This window comes from Shewanella hafniensis (genome assembly GCF_019655335.1).
Lineage (GTDB): Bacteria > Pseudomonadota > Gammaproteobacteria > Enterobacterales > Shewanellaceae > Shewanella > Shewanella hafniensis.
The window spans coordinates 1-25,449 of record NZ_BPFD01000072.1 but is presented as its reverse complement, the minus strand read 5'-3'; the positions used below and the strand labels follow the sequence as shown (position 1 = coordinate 25,449).

The 25,449-nt window shown below is 46.2% G+C and carries 19 protein-coding genes; 16 read left to right on the top strand and 3 right to left on the bottom strand.

Annotation, left to right across the window (positions count from 1 at the left end; translation table 11 throughout):
- The first annotated feature begins 616 nt into the window (after positions 1 to 616).
- The 3 genes from K5Q99_RS17430 to K5Q99_RS17420 all read left to right on the top strand — a co-directional run bounded on the left by K5Q99_RS17430 (position 617) and on the right by K5Q99_RS17420 (position 2,719).
- Positions 617 to 1,030, top strand: coding sequence for a septal ring lytic transglycosylase RlpA family protein (locus K5Q99_RS17430; RefSeq protein WP_220593019.1), 414 nt, complete (start codon positions 617 to 619; stop codon positions 1,028 to 1,030).
- A gap of 216 nt (positions 1,031 to 1,246) precedes the next feature.
- A complete protein-coding gene (locus K5Q99_RS17425; RefSeq protein WP_220777571.1) occupies positions 1,247 to 2,104 on the top strand; it encodes a sulfurtransferase in 858 nt (285 codons plus the stop codon).
- Between the two features lie 108 nt (positions 2,105 to 2,212).
- Positions 2,213 to 2,719, top strand: coding sequence for a DUF2937 family protein (locus K5Q99_RS17420; protein ID WP_198573926.1), 507 nt, complete (start codon positions 2,213 to 2,215; stop codon positions 2,717 to 2,719).
- Here K5Q99_RS17420 and K5Q99_RS17415 read toward each other — a convergent pair.
- Positions 2,703 to 4,010, bottom strand: a complete 1,308-nt coding sequence (locus tag K5Q99_RS17415) for an NAD(P)/FAD-dependent oxidoreductase (protein ID WP_220777570.1) — start codon at positions 4,008 to 4,010, stop codon at positions 2,703 to 2,705. The two genes, K5Q99_RS17420 and K5Q99_RS17415, sit on opposite strands and share 17 nt — an antisense overlap.
- Before the next feature lie 236 nt (positions 4,011 to 4,246).
- On the opposite strand from K5Q99_RS17415, the gene K5Q99_RS17410 reads away from it, so the two are divergent.
- The 10 genes from K5Q99_RS17410 (at position 4,247) to gabT (ending at position 16,481) form a co-directional block, all read left to right on the top strand.
- Positions 4,247 to 4,795 carry a cupin domain-containing protein gene (locus K5Q99_RS17410; protein ID WP_006080693.1) on the top strand — a complete coding sequence of 183 codons (549 nt, stop codon included), beginning with the start codon at positions 4,247 to 4,249 and terminating at the stop codon, positions 4,793 to 4,795.
- A 433-nt stretch (positions 4,796 to 5,228) separates the two neighbouring features.
- Positions 5,229 to 5,990, top strand: coding sequence for a gamma-glutamyl-gamma-aminobutyrate hydrolase family protein (locus tag K5Q99_RS17405; protein WP_006085017.1), 762 nt, complete (start codon positions 5,229 to 5,231; stop codon positions 5,988 to 5,990).
- Positions 5,991 to 5,992: 2 nt separating this feature from the next.
- Positions 5,993 to 7,348, top strand: a complete 1,356-nt coding sequence (locus K5Q99_RS17400; RefSeq protein WP_063884501.1) for a glutamine synthetase family protein — start codon at positions 5,993 to 5,995, stop codon at positions 7,346 to 7,348.
- A gap of 601 nt (positions 7,349 to 7,949) precedes the next feature.
- Positions 7,950 to 9,050 (top strand): polyamine ABC transporter substrate-binding protein, encoded by a 1,101-nt coding sequence (locus K5Q99_RS17395; protein WP_006085019.1) that lies wholly within the window; start codon positions 7,950 to 7,952, stop codon positions 9,048 to 9,050.
- Positions 9,051 to 9,239: 189 nt separating this feature from the next.
- On the top strand, positions 9,240 to 10,376 hold the full coding sequence (gene potA / locus K5Q99_RS17390; protein WP_106649770.1) for a polyamine ABC transporter ATP-binding protein: 1,137 nt from the start codon (positions 9,240 to 9,242) through the stop codon (positions 10,374 to 10,376).
- Positions 10,373 to 11,278, top strand: coding sequence for an ABC transporter permease subunit (locus tag K5Q99_RS17385; RefSeq protein WP_106649771.1), 906 nt, complete (start codon positions 10,373 to 10,375; stop codon positions 11,276 to 11,278). Before potA ends, K5Q99_RS17385 begins: the two co-directional genes overlap by 4 nt.
- Positions 11,275 to 12,090, top strand: a complete 816-nt coding sequence (locus tag K5Q99_RS17380; protein ID WP_006080702.1) for an ABC transporter permease subunit — start codon at positions 11,275 to 11,277, stop codon at positions 12,088 to 12,090. The genes K5Q99_RS17385 and K5Q99_RS17380 overlap by 4 nt, the downstream gene beginning before the upstream one ends.
- A gap of 285 nt (positions 12,091 to 12,375) precedes the next feature.
- Entirely contained in the window at positions 12,376 to 13,662 is a 1,287-nt protein-coding gene (locus tag K5Q99_RS17375; protein WP_106649772.1) for an NAD(P)/FAD-dependent oxidoreductase, read from the top strand.
- 60 nt (positions 13,663 to 13,722) lie between these two features.
- Positions 13,723 to 15,171: an NADP-dependent succinate-semialdehyde dehydrogenase gene (gene gabD / locus K5Q99_RS17370; protein ID WP_220777569.1), complete on the top strand. Its 1,449-nt coding sequence runs from the start codon at positions 13,723 to 13,725 to the stop codon at positions 15,169 to 15,171.
- 32 nt (positions 15,172 to 15,203) lie between these two features.
- Positions 15,204 to 16,481, top strand: coding sequence for a 4-aminobutyrate--2-oxoglutarate transaminase (gabT, locus tag K5Q99_RS17365; RefSeq protein ID WP_220777568.1), 1,278 nt, complete (start codon positions 15,204 to 15,206; stop codon positions 16,479 to 16,481).
- A 154-nt stretch (positions 16,482 to 16,635) separates the two neighbouring features.
- Here the strand turns inward: gabT and K5Q99_RS17360 are convergent, their stop codons facing one another.
- Together K5Q99_RS17360 and K5Q99_RS17355 are read right to left on the bottom strand one after the other, a co-directional pair.
- Positions 16,636 to 17,643: an LLM class flavin-dependent oxidoreductase gene (locus K5Q99_RS17360; protein ID WP_106649775.1), complete on the bottom strand. Its 1,008-nt coding sequence runs from the start codon at positions 17,641 to 17,643 to the stop codon at positions 16,636 to 16,638.
- Positions 17,644 to 18,172: 529 nt separating this feature from the next.
- Positions 18,173 to 19,738, bottom strand: coding sequence for a peptide MFS transporter (locus tag K5Q99_RS17355; protein ID WP_106649776.1), 1,566 nt, complete (start codon positions 19,736 to 19,738; stop codon positions 18,173 to 18,175).
- A 418-nt stretch (positions 19,739 to 20,156) separates the two neighbouring features.
- Here K5Q99_RS17355 and mak point away from each other — a divergent pair, with 418 nt between their 5' ends.
- The 3 genes from mak (at position 20,157) to K5Q99_RS17340 (ending at position 25,400) form a co-directional block, all read left to right on the top strand.
- A complete protein-coding gene (mak, locus tag K5Q99_RS17350; RefSeq protein WP_220777567.1) occupies positions 20,157 to 21,053 on the top strand; it encodes a fructokinase in 897 nt (298 codons plus the stop codon).
- A gap of 229 nt (positions 21,054 to 21,282) precedes the next feature.
- Entirely contained in the window at positions 21,283 to 23,403 is a 2,121-nt protein-coding gene (locus tag K5Q99_RS17345) for a methyl-accepting chemotaxis protein (protein ID WP_220777566.1), read from the top strand.
- Between the two features lie 455 nt (positions 23,404 to 23,858).
- The gene (locus tag K5Q99_RS17340) at positions 23,859 to 25,400 is read left to right on the top strand and encodes a tyrosine-type recombinase/integrase (RefSeq protein WP_011846135.1); all 1,542 of its coding nucleotides are present in this window, start codon (positions 23,859 to 23,861) and stop codon (positions 25,398 to 25,400) included.
- Positions 25,401 to 25,449 lie beyond the last annotated feature (49 nt).

The following is a 25,449-nucleotide window of genomic DNA, read 5'->3' as shown; positions in this document are numbered from 1 at the left end:
GGGCCCTGCACCGGACAGCCCTTTCGCTGCGCTGCAGGGCTGCCGCTTATTTTCGGCGTTAGCCCATAGAGATTTTCATCCGAAAATGACGAGTTAGAGTTAATAACCTAACTCATTTTTGTCCCAACACGTGCTGTGTATTTCTTTAAAACTTACAGATTACGCTAATGCTAAAAAGGCTAGCCATGGTGATTAGCGAGACGACCGTCCGCCCCATGGACGGGGCGGTCGAGCATCCAAGGACGGACTGGCTGCGAGTCGACGAGCGAATGCCATGGTAAGCCTGTGTTAGTGGATACCAGCAAACGCTAAACTGTTAATAACTAAAATTACAGGTCCCCCAAAACTGGTCTACAACATATATGTTTCTAAGTCAGTATGTCCGCAACTTTTTGGCTTCATAGCTAGAGCATTCACCTGTAAATACGTGATTTTAGCGTGCAACTGCTGTAGCCTCGTGGAAATTTATTGTTTCTTATTTTGATCTTTTAGGATGCAAGCTTAGAGCTTTGCCATCTAAGGTTGTTGGTTATTTTCCCTGTGACTTTTGCTGTGCCTAACGCTCGTCAGCAAAGCGTTCACTCATTAGAGAGGGTGTCATGTGAATGCGCTTCAAATGAATGCACTTCAAAACCCAATTAGGCAGTTCAATTTCGTGAAACTAGCTGTGCTGGCATTGCTAAGCTTTTTGGCTGGCTGTTCTTCAATGCAGACGGGGGAGAATGGTAACTGGGTGGGATTCACTGAATCGGGTCAGGCTTCCTTTTATGGGGATAAACATCAAAATAGGAAGACGGCCAGTGGTGAGCTTTACCAGCATAAATTAAAGACAGCAGCGCATAAAAAGTTACCCTTTGGCTCGAATGTTAAGGTCACCAATGTCGATAACGGCAAAAGTGTGATTGTGAAAATCAATGATAGAGGCCCTTTCGTGCGTGGCCGCATTATTGATTTGTCTAAATCGGCGTTCAGCAGCATAGGCAATACTTCTTCTGGCTTGATTGACGTGAAAATTGAAGTCATTAAGTAGCTGCTCTTTCGAAAACGGCGTCTTAAAAATGAGCAGTTTGAAAACACTCTTTTCAAAACACTGTTTCGCTGCAATCTAATGATGGAGCACATAAAATCGAGCCGACGCTTTTAAATAAAATCCCCAAAGCAGACAATTTGTTAAGCCGATATTTGGGCTTTACGGCATTTGGTGAGAGACTAGCGGCAGACTTGGATAACAGTAAAAGGACCCGCTATGGAATACCCACTTGTTAGTACGCAGTGGCTCGAAGCACATCTCACCGATCCCCATTTAGTCTTGCTCGATGCCAGTATGGAAACCGTTATTGGTAAAGAACCCCTAGTTTACGATGAGCCTATTTGCATTCCGCGCTCACGTCGGTTCGACTTGGAAAATGTGTTTTGCGATAAGACTTCAACTCAAATCCATGCCTTGCCGACATTTGAGCAGTTCAGCCAAGGGATAGCGCAACTTGGGATTGAGGCCGACAGTGTTATCGTTATCTATGATAATCAAGGTATTTATTCATCTCCACGGGCGTGGTGGACCTTTAAAGTCATGGGTTTTAATCGAGTCTATGTGCTCGATGGTGGCTTGCCTCAGTGGATTGAAGAAGACCGCATTACCTCATCGCGTTATCAAGCCGAAGGCGTAGATTACGGCCCGACGGATGTCGATACTTTAGTTGATGTGCTGCAATACCACCCCGAGCGCGTGATGGATGCCGAGGCCGTGTTATCACGTATCGAAGATACCGAAACCGCGATTGTCGATGCCCGTGGTGCGCCACGCTTTTTAGGCCAAGTGAGTGAGCCGCGCCCCGGTGTGCGCTCAGGACATATTCCACGCTCGGTGAACTTACCCTTCGCTCAAGTGCTCGATGGCAATAAAATCAAAACGGCCAGTGAGTTACAGGCGATTTATCAAGGGTTAGCAGCGGATAAGCCCGCACGGATATTTAGCTGTGGCTCTGGGATTACGGCGTGCATTTTGATCTTGGCTTCGGTTGCGGCAGGGCATACACATCCCATTCTCTATGATGGCTCGTGGGCGGATTGGGGCAGTCGTACCGATTTGCCAATTGAGTGTTAATTGAGTATCACCATTGAAATTAGTGCTGTAGATTAATTAAGTTAGCGTGGTTTTTGTTGAACATCATGTGACTTCTACGTCGTTTGGCTAAATGCCAAGGAGAAACCTTTGATAGCGAGATTGATCGATAAGTTGGTATTTGGATTTATTTTAGTGATTGCCTTACAGTTACCACAACTGGCTGATCATTATCAGCAATTTTTATCAGGCCTTTATGAATCGACTCGATGGCAGGTAGAAGGTTACGAGGCAACGGCTAAGGAATATCATTACGTCGATGTTGATGCCATGATTGCCCGCCACCAGCAAAATGAGGAGCCAAGTGTGCGTGCCGACGCTGAGCAAAAGGTACAGACACTGGCGCTTTATAAAGCGTTAACACAGGGCGTGGCGATTTTTAATACGGGCAATTTGTTTGAGAAAACTGCCTATATGTTTAACCCTGTTCGCTTTGATTATCTTGAGAAAACCATCAGTAACTTTAAGCCAGGGATACCTTTAACTTCTAGTGGTATTGGCTTTGGCGTCTTGGTGGCTTTAGTCGTGCATTATCTTGGGTCTATCCCTTTTATCCTGTGGGCAAGGCGTAACAAGCGACTTAAAACAAGTCCTTAAATCTGTGATACAGCATGCCTGCCGCGAGCATAGGTGAGCGGAACGTCGGGCCGCCGGGGAAGGTGATGTGTTTGATTTTAGCGAACACATCGAAGTGTCCCGCCTGTTGGCAGATAGCCTCGGCCAGCAGTTTTGCCGCCATGTGAGTGGCATTCACCCCATGTCCTGCATAGGCTTGGGCGTAGAAAATATTATTGGCATCGGGCAGGCGACCAATTTGTGGCATACGGTTAGCTCCAATACCTATCATGCCACCCCATTCATAATCGATGCGCACGCCTTTTAACTGCGGGAACACCTTCTCCAGATTCGGTCTTAGTGCTGCTTCAATATCTCTGGGGTCTTTACCTGAGTAAGTGCAAAGGCCACCAAACAGCAGTCGACGATCTGCGGATAAGTGAAAGTAATCTAAGGCAATTCGCATATCGGCGAAGGCCATATTCTGCGGGATAATGCTCGCACATTGGGCCGCAGTTAAGGGCTCTGTAGCCAGTAAATAACTGCCAGCGGGTAACACTTTGCCCCCAACAAAACTGTTAAGTTTGTGGCCAATATAGGCATTGCCAGCCAGTACCAAGTATTGGCAAGTGACTTCGCCCTTGGCGGTGATGACCTTAGGTTTAGCGCCTTGAATGATTTTTTCGGCGGCGCTGTATTCAAATAACTGTGCGCCCAGATTACGGGCGACGCGTGCCTCACCCAGAGCAAGATTCAGCGGGTGTAAATGGCCGCTGCCCATATCAACCAGCGCACCTTGATAAAAATCTGAGCCTATGACTTCACCTAATTGTCCCTTAGTTAACAGCTTGATTTCTTGCTGATAACCCATGGCCTTGAGTGCGCTAAATTCTTCTTCAAGCTCATCCATGTGACGAGGTTTAACTGCTAAGTCGCAATAACCCATTTGCAGATCGCAGTCGATACTGTGTTCTTGTATGCGATTTCGCACAATTTCGACGGCTTCAAAGCCCATCTGTTGAATTGCTTGAACACCTTCAGTGCCGATTTCACTGTGAAATTGTGCAGGGTCATGGCCTATGCCGCGAATGAGTTCGCCGCCGTTTCGCCCTGATGCGCCCCAGCCAATACGCTTGGCTTCTAATAGGACGACACTCATGCCGCGCTGTGCGAGTTCTATGGCGGTATTGATACCGCTAAAGCCGCCGCCCACTATGCAGACATCGGCACTGATATTGCCTTCGAGTTGTGGGTGCGCGTAAATTTCTTTAGCAGTATCAACATAATAAGAGTGTGGATACTGCTCGCTGTGCACAGGAGGTTTGCTTGCCATTATGGCTCCAAAAAATTGTTTTTATTGTAAATTGGACTTGTCTCAGTATACTCATCACACTTTTAACATGACGCAAAAAAGTGTTCGTTTTATTTAACACGCTTTTTATGTAGAATACAATGAAAGCAGTAAAACACGCGCTTTTTGGGCGAAAATGCGTTCTGGATGGTGTTTATCCTGAACAACCTGTTCGTCATCTATCGGGGTTGACCCGAGCCTTTAGGGGGATGTGAAATTTGGATATTGGAGCCAGCCTCAAAACTGTTCGAAAAATGAAAGGCTTATCTCAACGAGAATTAGCCAAACGTGCTGGAGTGACTAACAGTACGATTTCAATGATCGAGAAAAACAGTGTTAGCCCGTCAGTCAGCTCTCTAAAAAAAGTGCTGTCGGGTATCCCGATGTCTTTAGTGGATTTTTTCTCCATTGAAGCCTCTGCGGATAGTGAGCAAAAGGTCGTCTATCGATCCAATGAATTACTGGATATCGGCACTGGACCACTTGAATTTAAACTGATCGGCCGTGATTATCCGAATCGCGCTATGTCAGTGATGAGTGAAATTTATCCGCCCGGTTCAGATACGGGTGAAGAAATGCTGAAGCACGAAGGTGAAGAGGCTGCCATGGTGATCGAAGGTAAATTCGAGCTCACTGTGGGTGATGAAGTGTATATTTTGGAAGCGGGTGACAGTTACTACTTTAACAGTGAAGTGCCCCATAGATTCCGTAATCCCTTTGATGAACCTTGCCGTTTGGTGAGTGCGACTACGCCTGCGAACTTCTAGTTAAGTCATTAACTTATCCTATTATTTAACACCTTAGGCCACTCATTAGCTAAAAGTGAGTGGCGTAATACTGTTATTCAACACAACTGCGGATTTACCTACTTTCTAATCCTGTCATATTTGTTATATATCCTCTTCTTTGTGTAAATAATATTGGTTCAAATTTAGCTCGAATACGGTTTAATTTACGCAGCTAAAAGTGCGCTTTTTGTCAGCTGAAGCACTGTTTTATTCACATGAAATAACATTGAATAACCACAATATAGGTTTAACTACATGTTATTTATGCTTATTAAACACAAGTGGATTAAATAACCTTTAACAAGTGCTTAACCTCTTGCCTAGTGTGAAATTTCGGTGTACTGTGTGAAAAAATGAACATTTAAAGACAAAGTGTTCGTTATGCTAGTAAAACGAATTCTAAAGGTGAGATATGTCAGCCGATTTGCCCCTCATAGGTGTTATTGCTTGTAATCAACAACTGGGTTCACATCCCTTTAATATTGTTGGTGAAAAATACCTTTTAGGTGTCGTGAATGGCGCGAAAGGCTGGCCGCTAGTGATCCCATCGTTAGGCGGCGATTTACCGATAGACGCGATTTTAGAACGTCTTGACGGTATTTTGTTTACTGGCTCTCCTTCTAATGTAGAACCCCATCTTTATGCAGGCCAACCGAGCGAGCTTGGTACACACCATGATCCTAAACGTGATGCGACGACTTTGCCGCTGATCCACGCTGCTATCGCTGCTGGGGTACCTGTATTAGGTATTTGTCGCGGTTTTCAAGAAATGAATGTGGCCTTTGGTGGCAGTTTGCACCAGAAGTTATATGAGGTGGGTGGCTTTATTGAACATAGAGAAGATAAAACCGCATCCTTAGATGTGCAATATGGGGCTTCTCACAGTATTACTGTTGAGCCCGGGGGGCTTATTTACGAGGCCTGGGGCCGTAACTCTGCAGAGGTCAACTCTGTGCATACTCAAGGCGTGGAGCGTCTGGGTGTTGGGTTGCGGCCAGAAGCTTATGCTCCAGATGGGTTAGTGGAGGCTTTCTCCGTAATAGGTACTAAAGAATTTGCCCTCGGTGTGCAATGGCATCCAGAGTGGAAGGTGAGCGAAAATCCGTTTTACCTCTCCCTTTTCAATGCCTTCGGTGATGCATGCCGACGCAGGGCTACAACTCGAGTGAAATAATAATGAATAAGCTAATCGCTTTTTTAAAAGAACGAAAAATCACAGAAGTCGAATGTGTTATCAGTGACATGACTGGCATCGCCCGCGGCAAGATTGCACCAGTCGATAAATTTCTCGATGAAAAAGGCATGCGTTTGCCCGAAAGCGTGCTGTTACAAACCGTGACCGGCGATTTTGTGAATGAAGATGTTTACTACAGCTTGCTCGATGCTGCCGACATCGATTTTGTCTGTGTACCCGATGAAAACGCTGTTTTTATGTTGCCTTGGACCATCGAAGCCACGGCGCAGGTGATCCACGATTGCTACGACAGAATGGGTAATCCGATTGAGCTGTCACCACGTAACGTATTGAAAAAAGTCTTGTCTCTCTATGACGAACAGGGCTGGGAACCGGTTATCGCTCCTGAAATGGAGTTCTATTTGACCCGTCGTAGTGACGACCACGATTTACCCCTAAAGCCACCAATTGGCCGTTCAGGTCGACCCGAAGCGGGCCGCCAGTCTTTCTCTATCGATGCAGCCAACGAATACGATCCTATGTTTGAAGACATGTACGATTGGTGTGAGCTTCAAGGTTTAGATATCGATACCTTAATCCATGAAGATGGCCCCGCGCAGATGGAGATTAACTTCAGCCACGGCAATCCATTGTCCCTTGCTGATCAAGTGTTTATCTTTAAACGTACCTTGCGCGAAGCGGCACTGAAGCACGATGTTTGCGCTACCTTTATGGCCAAACCTGTGACTGACGAACCTGGTAGTGCAATGCACATTCACCAGAGTGTGATCAATAAAGAGACAGGCAAAAATATTTTCACCAATGAAGATGGCACTAAGAGCCAGTTATTCTTGGGATATATTGCCGGTCTGCAAAAATTCATCCCTGAGTTGCTGCCGCTGATGGCGCCCAATGCAAACTCTTTCCGTCGTTTCCTACCCGGTACTTCGGCGCCAGTGAACTTAGAGTGGGGCGATGAAAACCGCACCTGTGGATTACGTATTCCTGAGTCTTCGCCACAAAACCGTCGTATCGAAAACCGGATTCCCGGCGCCGATGCAAACTGTTATTTGGCCATTGCCGCGAGCTTATTGTGTGGTTATATCGGTATGGTTGAGGAGCTAAAACCTTCTACGCCAGTGCAAGGTAAAGCCAACGAAAGCCGCAGCAACAACACCCATTGTTTACCGCTTACCTTAGAAGAAGCCTTAGCGGCGATGGAAGAAAGTGATGCCTGTAAGGAGTATTTAGGTGAAGCCTTCACCACAGGTTTTGTGGCGGTGAAACAGGCTGAACTTGAAAACTTCCGCCGTGTGGTCAGTTCATGGGAACGTGAATTCCTATTGCTCACTGTGTAATGTTTTTGGATTAAGTGCACTAGCTGTGTTACCGCGTTAACCCAGACAAATCTGAGGTTAGCGTCGGTAACAACAAGATGGAGATTTGCACTGTTTTAGTGAAGTTGCACCCAACCGGTGCAATTCACTTGTTAAATAATCTGATGGTTTTTAATGGCTTGTTGATTAAAGTGATTATTCAATTCAGATGTGTGTCCGCTAGAAAAGTGAAATAGGCCTAACTGTTTTAAGTCGCTCGTTTGCTAGAGTCGCTAACTAATTGTTAGTCATATTTAAAATGTGTTTTATCTTAGTGGTTTTTACGATTACTTAGGGACTTGAGGCATTTGCCTTAATGTTGCAATATGTACAAGCAGTGTCATATCTAGTCTAATTTTTTGAGTGTTAATGCAATACTGATGCCTCGAAAATTTGGCACGAAACCTGATGCTTAACAAATTGCAGCAAGATATAAAGCTGGCATGGATCCCGTGCCGTAGAGACTGCCGATGCGGTTTGTAAGGTGTAGCATTGGTCGAAAATAACAACAATATCCGGATAGCCCGGTGACACAATGTCAGAATTTGCTTAAGCAATTCTGCTACCCGAGAAAGGAGAAAGCATGAAGCTATTTAATAAGATGACCACTCTAGCTCTGGTCACTGCGAGCGTATTAGCGAGCGCAGCGGCCCAAGCGGAAGAAGTGGTTCGCGTGTATAACTGGTCAGATTATATCGCGGAAGATACCTTAGAAAACTTCAAGAAAGAAACGGGCATTCGGGTAATTTACGATGTGTTCGATAGTAACGAAGTGCTTGAGGCTAAATTACTGTCTGGTCGTAGTGGCTACGATATCGTTGTCCCTTCTAACCATTTTCTCGCTAAGCAAATCAAAGCGGGTGCTTTCAAACCTTTAGACCGCGCTAAGCTACCTAACTTCAAAAATTTAAATCCCGCCCTGATGAAGCTACTTGAGAAAGCCGATCCGGGTAACCAGTATGCCGTGCCTTATTTATGGGGAACCAATGGTATTGGTTACAACATAGATAAAGTGAAAGCGGCTGTGGGTGAAGATGCGCCATTTAACTCAATGGAACTGATCTTCAATCCTAAATATGCTGAAAAAATCTCTAAGTGTGGCTTTGCTATGCTGGACTCTGCCGACGATATGGTGCCTCAAGCACTGATTTATTTAGGTTTAGATCCCAACAGTTCCAACCCAAGCGATTATGAAAAAGCCGGTGAGTTACTGGAAAAAATCCGTCCTTACGTGACCTATTTCCACTCATCTCGCTATATTTCTGATTTAGCAAACGGTGACATTTGTGTGGCCTTTGGTTTCTCTGGTGACGTATTCCAAGCTAAAGCACGTGCTGAAGAGGCGGGTAATGGCAATAAGATTGGTTATTCGATTCCAAAAGAAGGGGCTAACCTGTGGTTTGATATGTTAGCTATCCCAGCGGATTCAACTAACGCAGATAATGCACTGACGCTGATTAACTATTTCCTCCGTCCAGAAGTCATAGCGCCTATCTCTAACTATGTGGCCTATGCTAACCCGAACGATCCTGCTCAACCTCTGGTTGATGAGGCTATCCGCACCGATCCCGCGATTTATCCACCACAAGAAGTGTTAGATAAACTTTATATTGGTGAAATCCGACCTTTGAAAATCCAACGCGTATTAACCCGTGTTTGGACCAAAGTGAAGTCAGGGCAATAGTCGATAAGGGGCAAGCCTAGCTTGCCCCTAGCTTGCCCCTAGCTTGGCAGACTTGCTATGTCCAATCCTATGCATAGTTCATCCACGTATAGGATTTGACACAGTTTGGTTAACCTCTTTTCATTCATTAATCGTGTTGAACCCAGAGTTTGAGCGTGTTGACGCATCATTTTTGGGTGGAGAAGTACTATGGCAATCACCTCGGGCGTCACCAATAAACCGACAACAAAGACGCAAGAAAAAGTACTGCTCAAGATTGAGCGGGTAAGCAAGTTATTCGATGACGTGCGGGCTGTCGACGACGTGTCATTAACCATCAATAAAGGCGAAATCTTTGCTTTACTAGGCGGCTCTGGCTCGGGTAAGTCGACGTTATTGCGTATGTTAGCAGGGTTTGAAAAACCCACCTCTGGCCGTATTTTCCTCGATGGCGAAGACATTACCGATTTACCGCCATACGAACGTCCTATCAATATGATGTTCCAATCCTACGCTCTGTTTCCCCACATGACAGTGGCGCAAAACATTGCCTTTGGTTTGAAACAAGACAAGTTACCTAAGGCCGAAATTGAGCAGCGCGTACAAGATATGCTCAAGCTAGTACACATGGAGCAATACGGTAAACGTAAGCCGCATCAGTTATCCGGTGGTCAACGTCAGCGTGTAGCCTTGGCTCGTTCACTGGCAAAGCGGCCGAAATTATTACTGCTCGATGAGCCTATGGGCGCATTGGACAAAAAACTGCGTACTCAGATGCAACTCGAAGTGGTTGAAATTCTTGAGCGTGTTGGTGTGACCTGCGTGATGGTGACCCACGATCAAGAAGAAGCCATGACAATGGCGGGACGCATTTCCATTATGAGCGACGGTTGGATTGCCCAAACTGGCTCACCCATGGATATTTACGAAAGCCCGAACAGCCGCATGATTGCCGAGTTTATCGGCACTGTGAACTTGTTTGGTGGCGCGATTGAAGTGGATGAAGTCGACCATTTGATCATTAAGCCGAATGAGTTGGCCCAATCTTTTTATGTGGGTTACGGGGTGTCGACCAACGTAGAAGACAAAAATGTGTGGCTCGCTGTGCGTCCTGAAAAGACCATTATTAGCCGCGAACAGCCTGAAGGTCAGTACAACTGGGCGAAAGGAATCGTACATGATATCGCGTATTTAGGCGGTATTTCAGTGTATTACATTCGTTTAGATAATGGCCAAATAGTCCAGTGCAGTATGACTAACCGTGAGCGCCGCGCCGATCATGCCACATGGGATGACGAAGTATTTATCAGTTGGGAGGACACCAGTGGCGTGGTGTTGAGATCATGAAGATACCGACTAAATTAAAGTTTCTCAAAGGCCGTTTTTGGACCATAGGCATACCTTACACTTGGCTGCTGCTGTTCTTCGCCTTGCCATTTGCGATTGTCCTTAAACTGAGTTTTTCGACGGCGGCGATTGCAATTCCGCCCTATGAGGCTACGTTCCAATATAGCGACGATGTGTTAAATATCTTCCTGCATTTGGGTAATTACTTGATGTTGCTTGATGATTCGCTGTATTACACTGCGTATCTCAGCTCATTGAAAATGGCGTTAATTTCGACCATCGGCTGTTTGATTATTGGCTATCCAATGGCTTATGCGATTGCCCGTGCGCCAGCGCGGTTGCAAACCGTATTGCTGCTATTAGTCATGTTGCCTTCTTGGACCTCATTTTTAATCCGGGTTTATGCGTGGATGGGGATTTTAAGTAACACTGGGATCATCAACCATTCACTCATGTGGTTGGGAATCATCTCTGAGCCGTTACAAATCCTCAATACCAATATTGCCGTGTATATCGGCATTATCTATGCGTATTTACCTTTTATGATTTTGCCTTTGTACGCCACCTTAGTGAAACTCGATATGAGTTTGATTGAAGCGGCGTCTGATTTAGGTTCAAGCCGTTTAAATACCTTCTGGAAAATCACTTTCCCGCTGTCAAAAAGCGGTGTGATTGCTGGCTCTATGTTGGTGTTTATTCCTGCTGTGGGTGAGTTTGTGATCCCTGAGCTACTCGGTGGTCCAGATTCATTAATGATAGGTCGAGTCTTATGGCAAGAATTCTTCAATAACCGCGACTGGCCTGTGGCTTCGTCACTGGCGATTGTGATGTTGGGCTTATTGATTATTCCTATTACCTTATTCCATCGCTATCAGGCGCGTAGTTTGGAGAAAGACCTATGAAAAAGTTAAGTTTTTCTTCAGCGATGTTGTGGTTTGGCTTGTTCTTCCTGTATGCACCTATGTTAGTGCTGGTGATTTACTCCTTTAACGACTCTAAATTAGTGACGGTATGGGGCGGATTTTCACCTAAATGGTATGGCGAGTTATTTCAAGACCAACAGATTTTAGATGCGGTGTGGACCAGTCTACGGATTGCCTTTTATAGCTCAACCATGGCGGTGATTATTGGCACTATGGCGGCTTTTGTGATGACGCGATTTAAGCGCTCATGGGCGAAGCTGACATTATCGAACATGATCACAGCACCACTGGTTATGCCTGAGGTGATCACGGGTCTGTCTTTGCTACTGCTGTTTGTGCACATGGCCGACTTGTTTGGTTGGCCTAAAGAGCGCGGCATGTTGACCGTGTGGATTGCGCACTCAACATTTTGTGCTGCCTATGTGGCTGTGGTTGTGTCGTCAAGATTGCGCGAGCTGGACATGTCTATCGAAGAAGCGGCAATGGACTTAGGGGCAACACCGCTGAAGACTTTCTTCCTCATCACAGTGCCTATGATTTCGCCGGCGCTGGTGGCGGGTTGGTTGTTGTCATTCAGCTTGTCATTAGACGATTTAGTGATCGCAAGCTTTGCCTCTGGCCCAGGAGCAACTACGCTGCCTATGGTGGTGTTTTCCTCGGTACGTTTAGGGGTTTCGCCTAAGATCAACGCCTTAGCGACGCTAATCATTCTGTGTGTTTCGTTAATCGCCTTCTTGTCTTGGTATATGGCAAGGCGGGCAGAGAAACGCGACCGCACACCGATGAACTAGTTAGCTTAATATAAGGTGGCTTTGGTATCGCCAAAGCCACCCTTGTTAATTGTCACCGCTCCCATCATCCGCTTCGCTTTGCAGGCCAGTTCTGCGACTCGACACCATTAATATGACATCGCTTAGCTTAAGTCGCATGACATCATTGAGCTTAAGATTATCGCGTGTTTGAAATATCAAACAAAATGTAAATTATTGCACTTTTCTGGCTAGTGTTTCGTTTTCTGAAGGTGTAGGATGTGATGGCTGTTTAAAATAATGAACATTAGAATTCAAGGGAACAACATGTCTGCCATAGCTCACGCTGGATCATATTATGCGGCATCGGCCAACGATAAGGTTGAACGTCCGCGTCTACAGGAATCGATTGAAGCCGATGTTTGTGTGATTGGCGCAGGTTATACAGGCCTTTCTGCCGCGCTGCATTTATTAGAATCTGGCTTTAGTGTGGTGGTGTTAGAAGCCGCTCGCATTGGCTGGGGCGCCTCGGGCCGTAATGGCGGACAAATCGTCAATAGTTTTAGCCGTGACATTGATACTATTGAAAAAACAGTCGGCAAAGAACAAGGTAAACTCTTTGGCCAAATGGCCTTTGAGGGTGGAAAAATCATTCGCGATCGGATTGCTAAGTACAACATTCAATGCGATCTCAAAGATGGCGGCGTGTTTGCTGCGATGAACGAAAAGCAAATGGGTCATCTGCGCCATCAAAAGCAACTGTGGGAAAGCCACGGTCATGTTAATCAGCTTGAACTCCTCGATGCCAAAGGTATTCGCGGTGTAGTAAATACTGAGCGCTATGTCGGTGGTCTGCTTGATAAAAGCGGCGGCCATATTCACCCGCTTAACTTAGCTCTTGGCGAAGCGCGCGCGGTCGAATCCCTCGGCGGCAAGATTTATGAAGACTCAGCAGTGCTGAGTGTCGATGAAGGCGATAGCCCAGTTGTGCATACGGCGCAGGGCAGTGTTAAAGCCAAGTTTGTGGTCGTGGCGGGTAATGCTTATTTAGGCAAGTTATTACCAGAACTGCAGGCGAAATCTATGCCCTGCGGCACGCAAGTGATCACCACTGAGCCCTTGAGTGACGATCTAGCGGCGAGCTTATTACCGCAGGATTACTGCGTCGAAGACTGTAACTATCTGCTCGATTATTTCCGCCTGTCTGGCGACAAGCGGATGATTTACGGCGGCGGCGTAGTGTATGGCGCCCGCGATCCGGCGGATATCAAGTCGATCATTATTCCGAACATGCTCAAAACCTTCCCGCAATTAAAAGATGTGAAGATTGATTATGCCTGGACAGGTAACTTTCTGCTGACGCTATCGCGCCTGCCACAGGTCGGTCGTATTGGTAAGAACATCTATTATTCACAGGGTTGCAGTGGCCACGGTGTCACTTATACCCATCTGGCGGGCAAGTTACTGGCCGAAATGCTCAATGGCCAAGCCACGCGCTTCGATGCCTTTGCCGCATTGCCACATTATCCCTTCCCCGGTGGTCACGCACTTCGCGTCCCTTTTAGTGCTATCGGAGCTTGGTATTACACTTTGAGAGACAAATTAGGTATCTAGTCTGTTTCATTTATTTTCATTCGAGGCAAGTGATTGCCTCACTAATGCGAGGACGTCCTTGTGTTGCTAAAAGATCCGAGTTTGCTGCGTCAACAATGTTATATCAACGGCCAGTGGTGTGATGCCGAGTCGAAAGAGACTGTCGCCATCGCCAATCCTGCTACGGGCGCTGTGATTGCAAGCGTCCCTGTAATGGGGCAAGTCGAAACCCAAGCTGCGATTAAAGCGGCAGAAGCGGCGCTGCCAGCTTGGCGAGCGCTCACAGCCAAAGAGCGCGGCGCTAAATTAAGACGCTGGTTTGAATTACTCAATGAAAATAGTGATGACCTCGCGTTATTGATGACCACAGAACAGGGCAAACCGCTGGCGGAAGCTAAGGGGGAAGTGACCTACGCGGCGTCCTTTATCGAGTGGTTTGCCGAAGAAGCGAAACGTATCTATGGCGATACCATTCCCGGGCATCAAGGGGATAAACGCTTGATGGTGATTAAGCAGCCCGTTGGCGTAACGGCGGCGATTACGCCGTGGAACTTCCCTGCGGCGATGATCACTCGCAAAGCGGCTCCGGCTCTCGCTGCGGGTTGTACTATGGTGGTTAAGCCTGCACCGCAAACGCCGTTTACCGCATTAGCCTTGGCCGAACTTGCCGAGCGTGCGGGCATTCCGGCAGGGGTGTTCAGTGTGGTCACAGGCGATGCCGTCGCGATTGGTAATGAAATGTGCAGCAACCCGATAGTGCGTAAGCTGTCGTTCACTGGCTCGACCAATGTTGGCATTAAGCTGATGGAGCAATGTGCGCCAACTCTTAAAAAATTATCTTTAGAATTAGGCGGTAATGCGCCATTTATCGTATTTAACGATGCCAATATCGATGCCGCTGTCGAAGGCGCCATGATCGCTAAGTACCGTAATGCCGGCCAAACCTGCGTCTGCGCTAACCGTATATATGTGCAAGATGGCGTATACGATGAATTCGCCTTAAAACTCAGCACTGCTGTGGGCAAGCTCAAAGTCGGAGAGGGCATCAAGGAGGGCGTCACAACGGGCCCGCTGATCAATGCCGCCGCGGTCGAAAAAGTGCAAAGTCACCTTGTCGATGCCATTGCCAAAGGCGCATCTGTGGTCGCTGGCGGTAAAGTCCATGACCTTGGCGGTAATTTCTTCGAGCCAACCGTGCTCACTAACGTTGATAAAAGCATGCTCGTTGCCCGTGAAGAAACCTTTGGTCCACTCGCGCCGCTATTTAAATTCAGCGATGTCGACGATGTGATTAAACAGGCTAACGATACGGAATTTGGCCTCGCCGCCTATTTCTATGGCCGCGATATTTCACTGGTGTGGAAAGTCGCCGAAGCCTTGGAATACGGCATGGTTGGGGTCAACACTGGCTTGATTTCGACGGAAGTCGCGCCCTTTGGTGGGATGAAATCTTCAGGGCTTGGCCGTGAAGGTTCTAAGTTCGGCATCGAAGAATATTTAGAAATGAAGTATATCTGCATGTCCGTTTAATACGGTCCGATTTGGCGTGTGAGGAACACTAAATGACAACAACCAATGATTCATTGATGGCACGTCGCCAAGCCGCAGTTGCGGGTGGTGTCGGGCAAATTCACCCTATTTTTACCGCTCGCGCCGAAAATGCGACTGTGTGGGATGTGGAAGGTCGCGAGTTTATTGACTTTGCGGGCGGCATTGCCGTGCTTAATACCGGTCATCTTCACCCTAAAGTGAAGGCGGCGGTTGCAGCTCAGCTGGATAATTTCTCCCACACTTGTTTTATGGTGCTCGGTTACGAGAGCTATATCCAAGTGTGTGAAAAGCTCAATCAATTGGTGCCAGGGGATTTTGCCAAGAAGACGGCATTATTTACCAGTGGCTCAGAAGCGGTTGAAAATGCAGTTAAAGTGGCGCGTGCTTATACTAAACGTGCTGGCGTGATAGCCTTTACCTCGGGCTACCATGGTCGCACTATCGCGGCCTTGGCATTGACCGGAAAAGTCGCGCCTTACAGTAAAGGTATGGGGCTGATGTCGGCGAATGTGTTCCGCGCTGAGTTCCCCTGCGAAATGCACGGCGTGTCCGATGACGATGCTATGGCCTCGATTGAACGTATCTTTAAAAATGATGCCGAGCCAAGTGATATCGCCGCCATTATTTTAGAGCCAGTGCAGGGCGAGGGCGGTTTCTACGCCGCATCACCCGCCTTTATGCAGCGCCTGCGCGCACTGTGCGACCGTGAAGGCATTATGCTCATCGCCGATGAAGTGCAAACGGGCGCTGGCCGTACTGGCACTTTCTTCGCTATGGAACAAATGGGTGTGGCTGCGGATATCACGACTTTTGCTAAATCTATCGCGGGTGGTTTCCCTCTTTCGGGGATTACCGGCCGCGCGCAAGTGATGGATGCGATTGGTCCGGGTGGCCTTGGTGGTACCTATGGTGGCAGTCCGTTAGCCTGCGCCGCAGCGCTTGCTGTCATTGAAGTGTTTGAAGAAGAAAAGTTACTAGAAAGAGCCAATGCCATTGGTGAGCGCATTAAGTCTGCCCTGAATGTGATGCAGGTCGAATATCCACAAATTGCCGATGTGCGTGGTTTAGGCGCTATGATCGCCATTGAATTGATGGAAGAAGGTAAACCTGCGCCGCACTATTGCGCGCAAGTGTTGAGCGATGCCCGTGACCGTGGATTGATTTTATTATCCTGCGGCACTTACGGTAATGTGCTGCGTATTTTGGTGCCATTAACCGCGCCGGATGCACAAATTGATGCAGGCCTAGGTATCCTCAAAGCCAGTTTCGATGCCGTTATTAAAAGCTAATATTGCTTTGATAAACCAGTTTTAGATGACAGTTTTGCATAATAAAAATCCCGCTGCGGCGGGATTTTTTATGGGGCAATTGTTTTGAGGATGGTTCTATTGGCAGCTATTTTTACTGCCAATGGCTTTCAGCACGAGTCAGTTTACTGAATCGCTACTGTTTAATCTCCATTAGGATCTGCAGCGCTTTTTTGCGTTTATCAAGGTCATACAAGTCATTGGTGAAGATAAACTCATTCACGCCGAGTTCTTTAACGATCATTTCCAAACGATGCTTAATCGTCGCTGGGCCGCCAGTGACAGATAAACCTAAGAAATTATCGACATAGGTTTCTTCCTGCGCACTCCACAAGCCATCCATAGTGTCAACCGGAGGTTTTAACCATAACTCGTGACCACGGATAAGCGCCAGCACGCGCTGTTTCGAGGTCGTGCCCAAATATTGGGCTTCTTCATCAGTGTCGGCGGCAACGAGCGGCAAGCCGAGCATCACATAGGGCTTATCCAGCACTTGGGAAGGTTTAAAGTCGCGGCGATAGATTTCAATCGCATCGTAGAGAAAACGTGGGGCAAAGTGGCCCGCAAACACATAGGGCAAACCGCGCTGCGCCGCTAACTGTGCGCTAAAGAGACTCGAGCCCAATAACCAAATTGGCACATTAGTGCCTTCCCCTGGAATCGCTCGCACCGCATGGCGACCATTATAAGGGCCGAGTAAGGTTTGTAATTCACTGACTTCTTCAGGGAATTTTTCGGCGCGACTAGTATCACGGTTCAGTGCTCGGCTGGTAATTTGATCGCTGCCGGGGGCGCGTCCCAGTCCTAAATCGATTCGACCTGGATATAAGCTTTCAAGGGTGCCAAACTGTTCCGCGACCACTAAAGGCGCATGGTTTGGCAGCATAATGCCACCCGCGCCGACGCGAATACGCTGCGTATTGCCAGCAATATAACCAATTAATACCGAGGTCGCCGCACTGGCGATACCGGGCATATTGTGGTGTTCGGCAAACCAAAAACGATTAAAGCCGAGTCTGTCGGCTTCCTTGGCATACTGCAAACTGTTGTGCAGCGTTTCGCCTACGGTTGAGCCTTGGCGCATGGGCGCGAGTTCCAATAGCGAGAAGGGAATATCGGCCAATATTGATGTCTGCTGTGACATAGTGTCTCCAAGTGACTGCCGTTTTTGCTAGCGAAACATGCGGCGCTAACAGTGTTAGTCGCATTGCTAGTGGCATTGTTAGGCGCATAGCGAAGAACAAGCGTTAACGGCTCAGTCTTGATGAATAAAAGGTATTCAGTGATATTGATATGGGGCTGAGTGCCGCGCTTCTCAAGCTTGAACGACTGACTCTTTTCCCTTTCGTTTTTCGTTGGTTATTTCAATTTGAGTGAGCACTTGAGCTGCGCGTTTAAACTGGATGCGTCCGGGCTCATACTTGCTTTGTAACAAATCGAGGCGGTGAAGTCATCCCAGTGTGAGGGCCGATAATGTGGAACTGAAGATCTTATTCTTAGCAACTCAGCGCTAGGCCAGTTACTACGGGATTGGGTGATATTTGCTACAGCTCATTTGGTTATGAGTTGCAACACAAGGGTATAACTAAGTGAAGTGATAAAAAAACTGCCGATAGCAGGGCTATCGGCAGTTAATGTTATGCAATAAATAAATCGCTATTGTCAGTCGAGCATTATTGCTCTGCTTTTACATCCCGTAGTGATGCCGCAGCACTTTCACTAATACCATCATCAGCAGCATTGTTGTGTGAATGGTGAGTCTCAGTCAGGCGACGCATGAGCGGTAATACTGCAAGGGCGATAAAGGTACAGACCACAGCCGCGATACCCAACTTATTAAATAGGCTGGTGTATACGGGCAAGGTTTGCAGTGGGTCGACTAAATCTTTTGGCACACTGGCGAAGTTAGCGACCACACCGCCCAGATACTGTGAAATACCTGAGGCGACGAAATAGGCGCCCATCATAAAGCCGCCCATACGCGCAGGTACGTAGCGGGCAATCATGGCAAGACCAAGACCACTCACCAGCAATTCGCCTAAAGAGTAAGAGGCATAGCCCCAGATCATGATCCATGAAGAGGTTTTACCGTTGACGGCGAATTGTCCGGCAAAGCCATAGATAAAGAAGCCAATCGCCACAACGGCAAAACCTAAGGCAAATTTCGCCGCGATAGAGAAGTCTTTATCATTACGACCCGCCCACGAATAACTCCACGCTAAGATTGGACTTAACACCATAATCCATAATGGATTCAATGCTTGGAACTGGGCCGGTGACCAAGTCCACAAATGGGTACCAAAAATTTGGAAATCCCAGTCCACGTTACGCAAGGCAAACAGCGCCAACGAAGTCGACATTTGTTGATAGAAGATAAAGAAGAACACGGTTTGCACTGTGAGGATCAGCGCCGCAATCAGTCCCGCTCGTTCACTGGTTTCGCTGGTGCGGATCAAGTGGAAGAAGATTGCCAATACGGCTACGCCAGCGGCGTAAACGAAGACACGGGCAACCGCTTCATATTCCAAAATAATGGCTGAAGCGACAACCGACAATGCGGATAGACCCAATACAATCGCGAGGTTTTTCTTGTTCACTGGACGAGTATCGGGCTCAGAACCGTAATGTACTAAACTCTTACGCATAAGTGCATAGTTGCCTAACCCCACCAATATGCCAACACAACACACGGCAAAAGCGGCGTGCCAGCCAAACTCGTTGCCATACTGGGCGTTGACGTAATCTTTAATCCAAGGCGTCAGCAACATAGAGAAGGTCGAGCCCACGTTGACCGCCATATAATAGATGGTAAACGCACTGTCGATTTTAGAATCGTCACCTTCGTAAATTTTACGAACTAAGTTACCGGCATTGGGTTTGAACAGCCCGTTACCGACCACAATCACGCCGAGCGCTGAAAACATAAACCACGTATTTTCAGTGGGTACGGCCATCAGCGCATAACCCAGAGACAAAATCCCCGCGCCGAGCAGCATAGTGCGTTTAGTGCCGAGGATCTTATCCCCAACCCAGCCACCTATCGCCGGTGATACATAAATAAGCGCCGCACAGGCACTCCATACTAAGTTTGCCCGTGAGTCATCAAAGCCAAGGCGCTGCACCATAAAGTACACAATCAGCGCTTGCATGCCGTAATAACCAAAGCGTTCCCATAATTCGATAAGAGACACAGTCATAAATGAATGTGTTTTACTTACCGGAGCAGTCCCAATAGTCATATCGCTTGCTTCCAACATTGTTGTTTTAATATTTGAGCTCAAAAGTATAAGGCGATAACCCAAGCAAACCAATGGCAGAGACTGGCAAAACAGACTTTGTTACAAATGACCTTATCAATTTTAAGGTGGATTTAAGCGGGGACAGTTCTATCCAAGTTTTTCTGCTGCGGATAAATCAAGGAACATTCGCAGTACTATCGGATAAGCAGATAATGGCATGTGCGGGTATGCGCTATGGTGTATTTAAATACATTGAGGTTGATTGCTGTTTGCCCAGCAGGCATAGTGCGCTTGGAAATTCTAATGTAGATCACTTTAAAACGAAAAGTTCTACTTAGCAGCGTCTCTACAGTTGCAGATATGCATCAGGTTGTTAATGCACCGCTTTGCGTTAAATATATTTAAACGGAGTATATGAATGTTACGAATTGGTATCGATCTTGGTGGCACAAAAATCGAGGTAGTCGCATTAGATAGCGATGGTAACGAAGTCTTTCGTAAACGCATCCCGACACCGAGAGAATATATTGCGACAGTCAATGCTTTGGTTGCATTGGTAACTGAAGTCGAAGACAGCCTGCAGCAAACCGCCACTATCGGAATAGGTATTCCTGGGGTTGTTTCTCCTTTTACTGGCCTAGTAAAAAACGCTAATTCAACTTGGATCAATGGTCATCCACTTGATGTGGATCTGGGGACTCGATTAAATCGTAAAGTAAAAATTGCTAATGATGCGAACTGTTTTGCCGTATCAGAAGCGGTAGATGGCGCTGCCGCAGGAAAGTCCGTTGTATTTGGCGCCATTATTGGTACTGGCTGCGGCGCTGGTATCGCCATCAAAGGCCAAGTGCATGATGGTGGTAATGGTATCGGCGGTGAGTGGGGTCATAATCCTTTACCTTGGATGAAAGCCGATGAATTTAATACCACGACGTGTTTTTGTGGTAACAGAGACTGTATCGAGACTTTTATATCTGGCACGGGCTTTGTACGCGATTTTCGCGCCGCAGGTGGTGTCGCTGACAGTGGTATTGAAATCGCCCAAATGATGCAAGCAGGTGATCCGCTGGCGACTCAAGCATTTGATCGCTTTATTGATCGTTTAGCTCGCTCATTGGCCCATGTGATCAATATGATGGATCCTGATGTAATCGTCCTTGGCGGTGGAGTCTCTAATATCGATGCCATTTACACTGAATTACCAAAAGTTTTACCACTATATGTGGTTGGCCGTGAGTGTCACACTCCGGTTGTTAAAAACTGTTATGGCGCTTCATCGGGGGTGCGTGGTGCCGCTTGGTTGTGGGGACGCTAACTTTAGACTTAATTTGAAATAGTGTTTGAAATTAAAGGCCGAATTCATTTATTTGAATTCGGCCTTTTTTGATTTAGTCATTCAAAAGTTTTACATTTCATTAGCAAATCTTTATCTTAAGTGCTGGTAATTCTTATGCTAAGTGCTATTTTTAATGCTGGCTAGAAAGTATAAAAATGAATGAGATCAAAATAATTACGCCATTGTCGTTTTCTTGGGAGTTTACTCGATGAAGCATTTGTCCATCAGTACTAAGTTGTTGTGGATTACATCAGCATTATTTTTATCGATAGTGGCTATTTTATCTATCAGTTTATGGTGGACACTGTCGGCTCAAAACGCGCAATTATCTGATCAAGTTCAAAATACCCTACAAACTGAAACGCGGGATAAACTCGAAGCTCGCGCCGGTGAATATGGCGAAATGGTCGCTGGATTCATCAACGAAGCTTATCGTATTCCATTTTCTTTTGCGGGTATGCTGGAAAGCACAGCCGATGAATTACCTTTAAAACGCGACCGCTTAGAACTCGCAGTGGCGGCAGTACTAAAGAAGAATGCGCAAGTTTCTTCTATGTATGCCCAGTTCGAACCTAATGGTTATGATGGGCTCGACAGTGAGTTTTTGAATGTGAATGTTAGCCACAGTGTGGCGACATCGGGTGCGCTAGAGGTTTATTACACTCGTAATGACGATGGCACAGTGGAGCATAACCAAGTTGAGGATTCGGCAGAAAAGTACCTCACTAGCTTAAATGAGTTTGGGATCCGCGATGCTGAATGGTATTTATGCGGTAAAGAAACCTTAAAGCCCTGTTTAATGGAGCCGTACTTATACGAGATCACTCCAGGCAACAAAGCGTTAATGACCTCCTTGACTGTGCCTGTGCTTAAACATAAGCAATTTATCGGTGTAGTCGGTGTTGATTTAAACTTACCCGTCTTTCAAACCCTTATCGATAAGTTATCCAAAAGCCTCTACGATGGACAAGCGAAGGTCACTTTGCTGAGCACCCGCGGTTTAGTGGTTGCAGCCAGTCATTACAGTAAAAAGGCGCGCCCCTTAGCTGAGTCGATAAATTCTACTCTCGCCTCGCAAATTATCTCCTTGCACAAGAATTCCGGCTATATGGTTAACGATGATGAAATTATTGTTGCTTACCCCATTAAGATCCCGCTAGCGAATGCCGAGTGGTCCTTGGTTATCCAAGTGCCGACAGCACAGGCCTATAAAAGCTCGATTGAGCTTAACAATGATATGGATGAGATGGCGACCTCTTTAGGCAGTTTGCTGCTGATAGTGGGGATTGTGGTATCGATTGCCGCTGTAATTACCATTAGCTTAGTGATCCGTAGCATTATTTCACCTTTGAAGCTGATCCAAGGCCGAGTGGAACATCTTGCGAGTGCCGATGGCGATTTAACACAATCGATTGAGGTTGATTCGCACGCTGAATTGATTGCGTTAGCGAAAGGTTTCAACTCCTTTATTTATAAACTTAAGGATTTGATTGCCGAACTTAAAACGCTTGCAAGTCGCTCTCAGGAAGAAAGCCAAGCCTCTGCCAAAATTGCCCAGCTCACCCGTGACAGTGTGAATCGCCAGTACGGCGAAATTGAGAGTGTGGTAACGGCTGTGAACCAAATGAGTGCCACCGCACTTGAGGTTGCTAAGGCATCAGAGCAAACGGCTGCAGAAACTGAAGCCATGTCGCGCAATATTCGTCACAGTGAAGAGAGCCTGACAAAGGCAATGGATTTCGTCGCGACTATGTCTCAGGAGTCAATGGAGGCTAAGCTAGCGGTGAGTAAAGTCGCCGACAGCAGCATGAACATCAGCCGTATTCTTGAGGTGATTAGCTCCATTGCTGCGCAAACTAACCTGTTAGCGCTCAATGCGGCAATTGAAGCGGCAAGGGCGGGCGAGCAGGGACGGGGCTTTGCTGTGGTGGCTGATGAAGTCCGTGCACTGGCATCTAAGACTCAAAGCTCGACGAACGACATTAGTACCCTTATCGATGCACTACAGAAAGAAGTCCAAAGTGCTTCTGGCATCATAGATAAAGGTGCTGAGCGGGCACAAATGGCCGTATCTCAAACTGAGCAAGCGTTAAACTCATTGAACTCAATGGTGAGTCAGATTGGTGAAATTTCTGGTCAAGTGACCCATATTGCCGCCGCCGCAGAAGAGCAGAGCGCAGTGACTGAAGAGGTTAATCGTAATATCACCGGCATTTCTGATTCGGCTTCCGAACTTGCACGTCTTGCGGGCGAAGCACAGCAAAGCAGTGTGGTTCTCGCAAACTTAGTGAAGCAGCAGCATGAGCAGTTAGGTAAGTTAAAAACCTAGTACGTAGAGATTTACTAAATTAATGCATTGAGTTTAATTAGGCTCTTTGATTGTGTTGCTGGTTAAACACTGATCAAAGGGCCTATTTTTATTGTGATGTTAACTAACAATACATAGGCAGAAGCCATAAAATAGTCAGCGAGCCAGCTGTATATGCATGGTGATTATACTGTGATTAGCAGGATAAATTTTTTAGATACAAAAAAGCCCATTGAATCAATGGGCTTTTTTGTTGAATCGGGTGGTGGCCCCTCACGGACTTGAACCGTGGACCTAACGATTATGAGTCGATCCTGAATGATTTACCCGACCCGCGAAACCATGTTAAGTTGTTGATAATAAATATTTTTTGTATTTTTGGCAACTTAGGGTTTTGCATGGTTTTGCACTGTTTTGCATGTATCATGTGCGATAGGTGTGCGATCAAATTTCATCAAATTGAAGTGAGATAGCACATGAATAAGACATTAAAAATTGCGTTTACCAATCAATCTATATCAAGTTTTTTGGCCTACTTAGGTTACAGAGTCTCTTCTACTAGGAAGAGATTAAAAGTTGTCCAAGAGTTTGAGGTGTATTTAAATAGTCAATTTACGTTTGCAGAACTAGCTGCTTTCCACGAGAGCATAGAAAGTTGGTGGGCGGGGAATTCTAAATACTTGGCTATAAATAGTCATGAGATAGCAGGTCTTTCAATTCGGCTTTACAAGTCTGAATTTACATTGAAAAATGAAAAGCTTACAGCGATAGGAGAATCTCTCGCGAGTGTTTATCTAAGGCAGCGTGATACGCTTTCTGCAGCGCTGAAAACAATAAAGCTTGGCAATTTGACCAATTCTAATTTTCAAGTTCTTCTGAAGGCTGCACAACACGTTAAAGCAGGAAATAATCTAGGGATAAAAATCGTCGACAAACAACGTGGAACATCCGCAAGTGGAGAGAGTAGTGTTTCCCTTAGGGATTTTTTATATGGAGAATATGTAGAGACAAAACGATATGAAAATCCAAAAACGGTAATGGTGAAGGTGGATATCATTTCACGTCATTTTGGGCATTTACTAGATAGCCCTATCGGTAATATTAATGCTGATTTGGTACGGCAGTGGATGAAATCTAAAGAGCGAAAGTTGACGAAAAGGCAGTTAGCTGCGGGTGATAGTCTTTGGACGTTGAGTCCTTCAACGATGAAAGAAGGTATTTGCACTTTTCGAGCCTGTATCCAGTTAGCAAAGGAAAAAGGTCTTATTAAAGATCATGATCTGTATAGCTTACCTAGAATAAGAGTCGATAATCAGGTCATTCGTTATCTATCTGACCATGAGGAATTAAGGCTGTATGCTGCAATTAACCAGCGCAACTCATTAAAACATGAGCAAAGAGCTAGGACGATTGAGCATAGGATATTACGCAGGCTAGAAACGCCAGCGCATCTCGAAAGTTGTCATTTTGTGGATCATGTTTCACCTTTTATTATTTTGTTCAAAGAGACGGGAATTAGGCCTGGTACGTTGTTCAATTCAAAATGGTCTGATGTTGACTTGGACTCAAAATTTTTCCGTATTCGAAAATCGATTGATAAACGCGGAATATCTAATGTAATTCCTTTAAATTCTCTGGCGTTGGAGACACTAAAAGAATGGCGTAAACATGGCATTCATAACGAATCTGCTAGTTATTTTAAGACCAGAATGGATGCTTGGTTATTTCCATCGCCAGCTAATCCTGAGCTTCAGCTCACCACAATAAAAAAATCATGGGACATGATTATTAAAGAGGCAAAAATTGAAAATTTTAGGCTGTACGATTTACGGCATGATTTTGCATCTAAAGTGATGATGCAGACTGGTAACATCTATATGGTTAGTCAGCTGCTAAACCATCAACAGATTGAGACAACTAAACGTTATGCACATTTGATGGATAGCTCAAGGTTTGAAGCTGTGAATACACTTGATAAATCAAGACAAGTGGGTGCATTACCTGACTTTCTTAAGTAAGTTAAGACACTGCTTCTATAGAACGTACTCTTCTATATTGTGAGAATGC